Annotated in this window: 6 protein-coding genes; 5 read left to right on the top strand and 1 reads right to left on the bottom strand. The window is 48.5% G+C overall.

Features of this window, described 5'->3' with window-relative positions; all coding sequences use genetic code 11:
* The first annotated feature begins 151 nt into the window (after positions 1-151).
* The 3 genes from ACFPXP_RS09055 to ACFPXP_RS09045 all read left to right on the top strand — a co-directional run bounded on the left by ACFPXP_RS09055 (position 152) and on the right by ACFPXP_RS09045 (position 2894).
* Positions 152-1201 (top strand): NAD(P)-dependent alcohol dehydrogenase, encoded by a 1050-nt coding sequence (locus ACFPXP_RS09055; protein WP_379893893.1) that lies wholly within the window; start codon positions 152-154, stop codon positions 1199-1201.
* Positions 1202-1429: 228 nt separating this feature from the next.
* Positions 1430-2599, top strand: coding sequence for an MFS transporter (locus ACFPXP_RS09050; protein ID WP_379893894.1), 1170 nt, complete (start codon positions 1430-1432; stop codon positions 2597-2599).
* A gap of 52 nt (positions 2600-2651) precedes the next feature.
* Positions 2652-2894, top strand: coding sequence for a hypothetical protein (locus ACFPXP_RS09045; RefSeq protein WP_379893892.1), 243 nt, complete (start codon positions 2652-2654; stop codon positions 2892-2894).
* A gap of 346 nt (positions 2895-3240) precedes the next feature.
* Here ACFPXP_RS09045 and ACFPXP_RS09040 read toward each other — a convergent pair whose 3' ends face one another.
* The gene (locus ACFPXP_RS09040; protein WP_379893891.1) at positions 3241-4104 is read right to left on the bottom strand and encodes a helix-turn-helix domain-containing protein; all 864 of its coding nucleotides are present in this window, start codon (positions 4102-4104) and stop codon (positions 3241-3243) included.
* Positions 4105-4400: 296 nt separating this feature from the next.
* Between ACFPXP_RS09040 and ACFPXP_RS09035 the strand changes: the two genes are divergently transcribed.
* Positions 4401-5915 (top strand): glycoside hydrolase family 43 protein, encoded by a 1515-nt coding sequence (locus ACFPXP_RS09035; RefSeq protein WP_379893890.1) that lies wholly within the window; start codon positions 4401-4403, stop codon positions 5913-5915.
* A 96-nt stretch (positions 5916-6011) separates the two neighbouring features.
* The gene (locus ACFPXP_RS09030; protein WP_379893889.1) at positions 6012-8930 is read left to right on the top strand and encodes a glycoside hydrolase family 3 C-terminal domain-containing protein; all 2919 of its coding nucleotides are present in this window, start codon (positions 6012-6014) and stop codon (positions 8928-8930) included.
* The last annotated feature ends 897 nt before the right edge of the window (positions 8931-9827 follow it).

The following is a 9827-nucleotide window of genomic DNA, read 5'->3' as shown; positions in this document are numbered from 1 at the left end:
TCGCCCTTGTTAAACAATCCTCAAACCATTGGCGTGTTTGTCAAGAGCGATTGCGGCGCATCTCCTTCCAGTAAATAGGAGAGAAGCTAACCCTTTAGGTAGTTTTCATAAATCTTTTGACACTACCAATCAATGCAGGAGGGTATGATATATGATTATTGCTAATGCACGTGCTGTTTTCAATCCGGAAGGTCCGTTCAAACAGACCACGATCGAACGCAGGGATCTCCAGCCGCACGATGTTCTCATTGAAATTAAATATGCTGGTATTTGCCACTCTGACATCCATACGGCTCGCGGCGAATGGGGACCGGTAAACTATCCTCTCGTTCCAGGGCATGAAATCGCAGGAATCGTCACCCAGGTGGGTTCCGAAGTTACGAAATATGCGGTAGGCGACCGAGTAGGGGTAGGCTGCATGGTCGACTCTTGTGGAGAGTGCAGCAGCTGCCGAAAGGGAGAGGAGCAGTATTGTCTCCATGGACATACGGGAACCTATGCAGCGATCGACAGATACGGACAGTATACGCAGGGCGGCTATTCCACCCATATCGTCGTAACCGAAGACTTCGTCGTTCGGATTCCTGACGGTATCGCGCTTGATGCAGCCGCACCGCTTTTGTGTGCTGGCATTACCACCTACTCGCCGCTCCGCCATTGGGGTGCTGCACCCGGCAAGAAGGTGGCGGTAGTTGGACTTGGCGGGCTTGGACACATGGCGGTGAAGCTCGCTCATGCCATGGGAGCAGAAGTTACGGTTCTATCTCAAACATTGAAGAAGAAAGAAGACGGTTTGCGGCTTGGTGCGGATCATTATTTTGCTACGAGCGATCCGGAAACGTTTGAGAAGCTGGCTGGTTCATTCGACCTCATCGTAAATACAGTAAGTGCGAAGATTGATATGAATGCTTACCTTTCACTGCTGGCGGTTGATGGTACACTCGTCAATGTCGGCGCGCCGCCGGAAGCACTGCCCGTTCAAATATTCTCACTAATCCCTCATCGCAGGTCGTTTGCCGGCTCGGCCATCGGCGGCATTCGCGAAACGCAGGAAATGCTTGACTTTTGCGCAGAACACCATATTACACCTGAGATCGAGGTGATTTCCGCGAGCCAGATTGATGAAGCATGGGAGCGCGTATTAGCTTCAGATGTTCGGTACCGCTTTGTGATTGACATCAGCACGATGGAGAATGAATAACGATTCATTCAGGCAAGAAATTATAGAGGCACGCCAATAATGGTGTGCCTCTTTATTTGAAGGAGGGGATTATTCCCCATCTAAGGCGGACGCAGCCAAGTCTATTCTTTGGTTGGTGATGATTGGAGCAGAACCAAGCGGGGATATTTTGAGGGATGAAAAACAAATCGATAGGTAAAAACGAATAATTTCATGTTACAGTGTACGTGATAGATAGGAGAATAGATGATGAAGGTTGAACGAAGTCATTGGCATATATTCATTTTGATGATTGGTGTCTTTGGCATTTTAAATACGGAAATGGGTGTCATCGGGATACTGCCGCTCATTGCGGATCACTTTCAAGTGAGCATAGCCGAAGCGGGGATGGTCGTCAGTCTCTTTGCACTTGCGGTTGCAATATCTGGTCCGACGATGCCTTTATTGTTTTCACGCGTGAATCGTAAGACGACGATGCTGCTAGTACTTGGCGTTTTTATTGCGTGTAACCTTGTCTCTGCATGGACAACAAGCTTTACAATATTACTAATTGCTCGTGTAATCTCGGCCTTCTTCCACCCGATTTATGTGTCAATGGCATTTACGGTAGCAGCTGCATCTGTCGGCAAGGAAGAAGCTCCCAAAGCGGTTTCGAAAATATTTATCGGCGTATCTGCAGGGATGGTACTGGGGGTGCCTGTCACGAGTGTCATTGCGGCTTCAACTTCTCTAGAAATAGCTATGTTGTTCTTCGCTGCTGTGAATGCAGTCGTATTCATTGCTACCATGCTCTTTATACCATCCATGCCTGTTCGAGAAACACTTTCATATAGAGCACAAATCAGCATATTAAAAAAATCAATGATTTGGCTGTCCATAGCCGCCGTCATTTTCATGAATGGAGCCGTATTCGGTGTGTATAGTTATCTTGCTGAGTATCTTGAAACCATCACTAAGATGTCGTGGAACACCATTAGCCTGATGTTATTGATATATGGCGCAGCCAATATGATCGGAAACGTAGCTGCAGGGAAGCTGCTTACTCAACATGCCTACAGAACTGTAGCGGCATTTCCACTTGCGTTAGGAGCCGTTTTCATCATCTTGTTCTTTGTGGGACCCTTCGCCGTTCCAATGGGCTTGATTGTATTGCTGTGGGGAATCCTGGCCGGTATAGGAGCTAATATCAACCAATACTGGATTACTTCGGCGGCTCCAGAAGCTCCTGAGTTCGCTAATGGAATCTTTCTAACATCCGCAAATTTAGGAACAACAGTTGGCGCGACGGTATGTGGATTATTGATATCAAGCATAGGTTTACAGTACGTTGTGCTCGGAGGAATTGTATTTTTGATATGTAGTACGGTGTCGATCTTTTTGAGGAGCTCCATGCATAAATCTACCGAGCAACCGTTGTGAACAGGTATATAACTTCCAAGCGCCCTCTGGCACAGTGGTTGAAGACTCAAGATTGGAATGGAAGGAAAGAAATACGCGGCAACATGCGGCGCATATGATCTGGAAAATGTATAAACGCGATGATGGCTCTGGTTATCTTTGGCGGGTTATTTTCAAAAAGCGATATTCCGTTCTTGAGTGCTTTCTTCTCGGTATCGGGCACAGTGCCACCGTCGTGAAGCCGCCGGAATTGATTCACTGTATGAAACATAATGCTTCTGAAATTTTAAGTAAATACAAACAAACTTCGCAGTAAACGAAGGGGGAAAACATAAAGTCATATGATTTGGCTGATGCATCCATGTTTAACCTGCTGTACAGAAGTCGCACGGAAAAGGCTTTCACGGGTAAATGAATGGACTAAACATGTTTTTCTTCCTGCTGAAGTATTGGCCGATGATTCAGTGTACACTTATATGAGAGGGTGATGAAGTATGGTATAAATGGTGGTCTGCAGCGACGCATTTGAGTGATCCAGTGCAGAAACGCTCCAGATGCTGGAAAGTATCCCTGATTTCAGCCGACTCTGGTGAAAAAATGCAGCACATTTATGTGAGAAACGGTTGTGTGAAGGAATGTGGTGTAAAAATGCACCATCTCACTCACCCGTTCTTTCTGTACCTCTTCGGAGATATGCCGAAAACTTTGGTGAACTGGCGAGTAAAGTAGTTGCTGTCATTGAAGCCGCTTTGATACGAAATTTCCGAAATGGGCAGATTTGTCGTCTTCAGCAGCCTGCAGGCATGCTCCAAGCGCAGCTGCTGGAGATAGGCGAATGGCGTCGTTTGGTAGTAGGACTGAAAAATCCGATTCAAGTGTCTGACCGAAATATTCGATTGGGTTGCAATGTCTTCACGCGACAACGGCTCCAAGTAATGATCTTCCATAAATGAGATCGCCTTTGCTAAGTGCATTAGATGACTTTGGATGCCTTGCTGTTTCTGCATCTCATATTGCCTAGACAATAGGACGACGAGTTCCATAAATCGTGAACGTAGAACCATTTCGTAGCCCTGCAGCTTATTTTCATATTCTTCGATCATGTAATCAACAAAAGACGAAACGTAATCCAATCTCGAAATCGGCAAGCTCATTTTGCCTAAGGCATGGTTGATATTCCTATAATGGGGCTCCAATACGAAAAGCGCCTGATAGCCGTTCAGCTTTTTCAGCTCGGGGCCTTCCTCACTTAACAGCTCAGGATTAAACATGATATTGCAAATGCGAAATTCATGAGGGTCTTTATATCCATGAGAGGTTGTGTCATTAATAACGAATACGTCTCCCTTTTTGATAAAAGATTCCTCTTCGTTAACGATATGCGTCGCATTTCCGTGAAGCACAATAACGAGTTCCGAGAAGTCCACATGCTTGTGTACGTACATGTCCTCGTCATGCCCGCCGTATTGGATAAAAAATTGAAACTCCTCATTGGCAGTGAACCAATTCAGATGAATGTCTCTCATATTGGAACTCCCCCTCTCTGCATGGATTGATGATCTCGTTGTCCTTATCATGCTATTTTTAGACCTTAAAATCAAGGTTTAGGGACGAAACCATAGACTATAATGATTATGAAAATACTACTTTAGAAAATAGGTGCAGGTTTACTAGGATGGTTGTTAGAACGGAAATGGTCGTGGTTTGCCGCACTTACAGAGGCATCACGGCTTTTCTTTTTACCACATGGAAATGTTTAATTTCTAGGCACTCCGATAGGAGTTTTTTACAAAATGACACAACAAGATGAGGAGAATGGTTCATGCATTATCGAAATCCAGTCATTAGTGGTTTTCATCCAGACCCGAGTATTTGCAGAGTCGGCGAAGACTATTATCTCGTAACGAGCTCGTTCGAATATTTCCCGGGTGTTCCATTATTTCATAGTAGAGATCTGGCGAACTGGCAGCAGATCGGTCACGTACTAACGAGGACAGAACAACTGAATCTAAAAAAAGCGGGAAGTTCAGGCGGCATTTATGCGCCGACGATCCGTTATCATGACGGGACGTTCTACATGACGACGACCAACGTGTCGGGTGGAGGGAATTTCTATGTATATACGGAGGATCCGTACGGCGAGTGGTCCGACCCTATTTATGTAGATCAATCTGGAATCGATCCGGATCTGTTCTTTGATGTGGACGGGACGGTCTATTATACAACCTCTCATGATGCTCATGGACAAGGGGCATACCAAAGCCGGATTGATGTGAAGACGGGGCAACGATTATCGGATGTCACCTTGATATGGAAGGGAACCGGAGGACAATACCCGGAGGCTCCGCATATTTATCGGATCGGTGACTGGTATTACCTGATGATTTCCGAAGGGGGCACGGAATACGGCCACATGGCGACCATCGCACGGAGCAGAAGACCGGATGGCCCGTTCGAGAGCTGTCCTCACAATCCAATTCTATCCCATCGAAGCTTGCTGAAATCGATTCATGCGACAGGACACGCCGACTTGGTTCAGACGCCGGAAGGCGACTGGTGGGCGGTGTTCCTTGGAATTCGGCCGCTCGGATATCCGATGCATCATCATCTCGGCCGGGAAACATTTCTCGCACCGGTCCATTGGAACGAAGACGGTTGGCCGATCATTGGCGATAACGGAACGGTCAGCGAATCGATGCCTCTGGGCAACCTTATACCGCAACCCAAACCAGCTCTCCCGGTGAGGGACGATTTCGATGCCGCGGCGCTTGCACCGGTTTGGACCTTTCTGCGTTCGCCGGCCCCCGAGAATTGGACGCTCACAGAGAAGAGCGGCTGTCTCACGCTCTATGGTTCTTCGGTTACGCTGAACGAAGCGGACACTCCGGCGTTCGTCGGGAGAAGGCAGCAGCATTTCGAGTGCCGAGTGGCAGCTCACTTGCAATTTGCGCCGCAGCAGGACGGGGAAGAAGCCGGCATTACGGTGTTTATGAACGAGCGATTCCATTACGAAATAGCCGTTACGAGGATAGCTGGCGTACGCAAGCTCATCTTCCGCAGACGATTAGGAACCCTCTGGAAAGTTGAGAGTGAAATGCCCTGGTCGTCTGACTCTGTTGTATTGACGGTCGATACGGACAAATCCCACTATCGTTTCGGATTTTCAGCAAATGGCGAGGAACCGTTCTGGTTCGGACAAGGGGAATGCGGGCTGCTGTCCACCGAGGTAGCGGGCGGATTCACAGGCGTTTTTATCGCCATGTATGCGACGGGGAATGGGGTGCGTTCGGTTACGCCTGCTCATTTTGATTGGTTCGATTATGAAGCTTTCGAGTAACGGTAGGGGAACATGCCGGCAAACATGAGGGGTTGGATTTATGTGGTTAATACCGTACAATAACAATGTACATAACGAATTGAGGAGCATGATGATATGGCAGTTGACAAGATGATATACCCTTATTGGAACCCCGATTTACCGCTTGAGGATCGCGTGAATGATTTGATCTCGCGTCTGACGCTGGAAGAAAAAATTGGTCTAATGCCGCAATATCAAATCGCCGTCGAACGTCTAGGTATCCAAGCATACAAGCATGGCACCGAGGCCTCTCACGGTATGGCATGGCTCGGGGAGGCCACAACATACCCACAGCCGATCGGCTTAGCCTGTACATGGGATAAGGAACTATTACAGCGAATTGGAAGCGCAATCGGTGACGAAGCGCGAGGATTTTATAAGCGTAACCCGACACATAACGGGTTGACATTGTGGGCCCCAACGGTCGATATGGAGCGGGACCCCCGTTGGGGACGGACGGAAGAAGCGTATGGGGAAGATCCTGTACTTGCCGGCAAGCTGACCGCGGCACTGACACAAGGGATTCAAGGTGACCATCCTTTCTATCTTAAAGCGGTAGCGACATTGAAGCATTTTATCGGCAATAACAACGAGGTGGATCGGGGCGTAGCCTCTGTCAGTCTTGATCCGCGCAACCTTCGCGAATACTATTTGAAAGCGTTCGAAATTCCATTCAAGGAAGGCAAAGCGCTGTCAATGATGACGGCGTATAACGCGATCAACGGTGTCCCGGCGAATCTGAGTCGTGATGTCATCGACATCGTGAAGCAAGAGTGGGGAATGAATGGATTTGTCGTCAGCGATGCGTTCGACGTAACGGGAACCGTGCGGGATCACCATTACGTGGAGACACTGCAGGAAGCTGTAGCACGGTCGATCCGAGAGGGCGGCATCGACAGCATTACGGATGAAGCTGAAGGGGTCATGGAGGCGATTCGCAAGGCGCTCGAGGAAGGGCTTCTTACAGAGAACGATCTTGATATCGCGCTGCGCAATACGTTCCGTGTCCGTTTTAGACTCGGGGAGTTCGACCCGGAAGAGCGGAATCCGTATGCTGTGCTCGATGAGTCGGCGATTCTACGAAACGAACATGCAGTGCTCGCACGCGAGGCGGCGCAGAAGGCTGTCGTACTGCTGAAGAACGATAAAGGCATGCTGCCGCTTCAAGCGGAAAAACTGAGCAAGGTCGCAGTCATCGGTCCGCTCGCAGATATCGTTTACAGCGACTGGTACAGCGGTACGATGCCTTATGCCGTTACACCGCTGAAAGGGATTCAGGAGCGGCTTGCAGACGGCGGAAAAACTGATGCAAAGACGGTATATGCCGCGGGAACGGACCGCGTTCGGTTAAAGGCGGATCAAAGAAGTCGGTATGTACGAATCGGTGACGATGATAAGAATACGCTTGCCGCAGCCGCTGAGACAGCGGAGAACGGTGATGTATTCGAAGTGACCGACTGGGGCTGGGGAAGCCACACGCTGATAGCGGAGCGCAATGGCCGCTACCTGACAACGGACGACAAAACGGTGCAGGCGTCGGCTAACCGAATCTGGGAATGGTTTACGAAGGAAGTATTTATGATTCAGCAAGAGGGTTCTAATTCTTCGTCTTCGACGATTTCGACTTGGAATGGTATGCCGGTGACCGTTGATCGTGAAACGGGCCAGCTGCTTGTCGGTGACGGCAGTGCTGCGGAGACGGCCAATGCGATCAATGTGGGCGGCGCATCAGAGGTGGCTAGCGACTCTGTGAAAGCAACTGCTGAAGCGTTCACATTTGAATACGTGTCTAATGGCCTGGATACCGCCGTCCAAGCGGCGAGCGATGCAGACGCGGCGATTGTGTTTGTCGGCAATCATCCTTTAATCAATGGTAAAGAGACGATCGATCGGCCTGATATTACATTGCCGGCTTCGCAGGAAAAGCTGGTCCAGGAAGTACTTAAAGCGAACCCGAACACCATCGTTGTCGTTGTCGGCAGCTACCCGTTTGCCTTGAACACCTTGCAGGACACCGTACCGGCTATACTGTACACATCGCATGCAGGTCAAGAGCTGGGTAACGCCGTTGCGGATGTACTGTTCGGCGCAACCAATCCGGCAGGTCGCTTAAATATGACCTGGTACAAGTCGGTCGATCAACTGCCGCCTTTCATGGATTATGACATTATTCAAGGGGGCCGCACGTATCAATATTTTGAAGGCGATCCGCTTTATCCGTTCGGACATGGTCTGTCATACAGCGAATTCCGGTATGATGACCTTCGAATAGCCGAGAGCGAAGTTGTGGTCGGAAGAGATACAAATGTCACAATCACGTGCCGCGTGTCCAACATTAGCGATAGGGCGGGCGAAGAAGTCGTACAGCTCTATGTGCGGGCCGGAGCTTCTAGAGTCAAACGCCCGCGTCTGCAATTGGCGGACTTCCAGCGAATCGCGTTGGCGCCTGGCGAAACGGCGGAGGTCACGTTCCACCTGCCGCTCGAATCGCTTCGCATCTGGGATGTGACGCGCGAGAGGTTCTGTATCGAAAGCGGGGAGTATTCCATCTTGATCGGCTCATCTTCCACCGATCTTCGATTAGAAGGCCGCCTTACGGTCGACGGCGAGACGATTCCGCCTCGTGACCTGAAGCAAGTGACACGCGCTGTAAATTACGACGCTTATGATGGTGTCGAGCTCGGCGAATGCACGGAGGGCGGCAGTGCCGTCAACGTGAGCAGCGAAAGTGGATGGCTTGCTTTCCGAGATGCTGAACTTGGTGAAGGTGTGACGGCGATCGAGTTTAGAGCTGCCACCACAGGAGAAGCAACTGTTGAAGTTCGGCTGGACAAGCCGGATGGAGGGCTCGTTGGCAAGTACTCGATTCCAGCTGGCGGCAAGACAGATTGGAGAAGCTTCTCGTTTGGACTGACGGCTGAAGCGGGTAGACACGACGTATACTTGGTCTTACATGGTCCTATATCGCTCAGCTGGTTCAGACTGATGGCATAAAGAGAATAAATAATGAACGAAAGCCCCGCCGATACCGATCAGCGGGGCTTCATTGCGTCATGAAGTTTGCATCATGCATACCTATTGTACACGGATGATCACATCTACATTGACTTCTCGATCTCTTGGCCAAAATGTAAAGGGAAAGACCGCATCGTCATCCATTTGATTTAATACATTTTTGGAAATGTATACATGACCGTCATCTGCCCAGAAAAACGGTTTGATCTGCGCCCGTTCTTCAAGTGATCATGCTTCATTTTCGCAACCTCCTATTCTTATAGCAATTTCAGCAATCGAACCATGGGGCCGCCGGCTCCTCATATTTTACATTCAGAAAATGAGATATCACTTCGAATTTTGAATGCGCTTACAGGCGGTATTATATCGTCGATCATATGATCCAAATCTTAAGTAATGAGTAAAAAAAGCAAATAAGGGACTGAGTCCCACCATTGTAAGCGATAAAATATTAATTGAGGAAAAATGGAAGTACAGTCGGCTATTCATGAAGGGAATGACTGATATTTATATTTGTAAGCTTGTATTGTCCTTTCAATGCTATGATTAGACCCTAAAATCAAGGAATTGGACAAAAGTGTAAATTATAATTTTCATGTAAAATGCGCTTGTCTAATTATTCATCAAACTATTCTTATTTAGTAAAAAGTCCAGCGGTATGATGTCAAGTCCCTGATTCGTGTAAATTGGAAAAAGTTTTGAGGATAACCTCCTACGAGTCAGGAAAAAAGGCATCACGAAACTAACCTAGTTGAAAATGGCAGTGATTTACCAAAAAATAACTGGGAATTACCGTAAGACTTCAGCTAAAGGAGGCGGTCAATCCTTAGCCGCATTCACCTTCCTTCGGGGCGTGTAAATTTGGTCGTTGCGTAG

Source organism: Marinicrinis lubricantis (genome assembly GCF_042658665.1).
GTDB lineage: Bacteria > Bacillota > Bacilli > Paenibacillales > KCTC-33676 > Marinicrinis > Marinicrinis lubricantis.
This window is presented reverse-complemented; position numbering and strand designations above follow the sequence as displayed.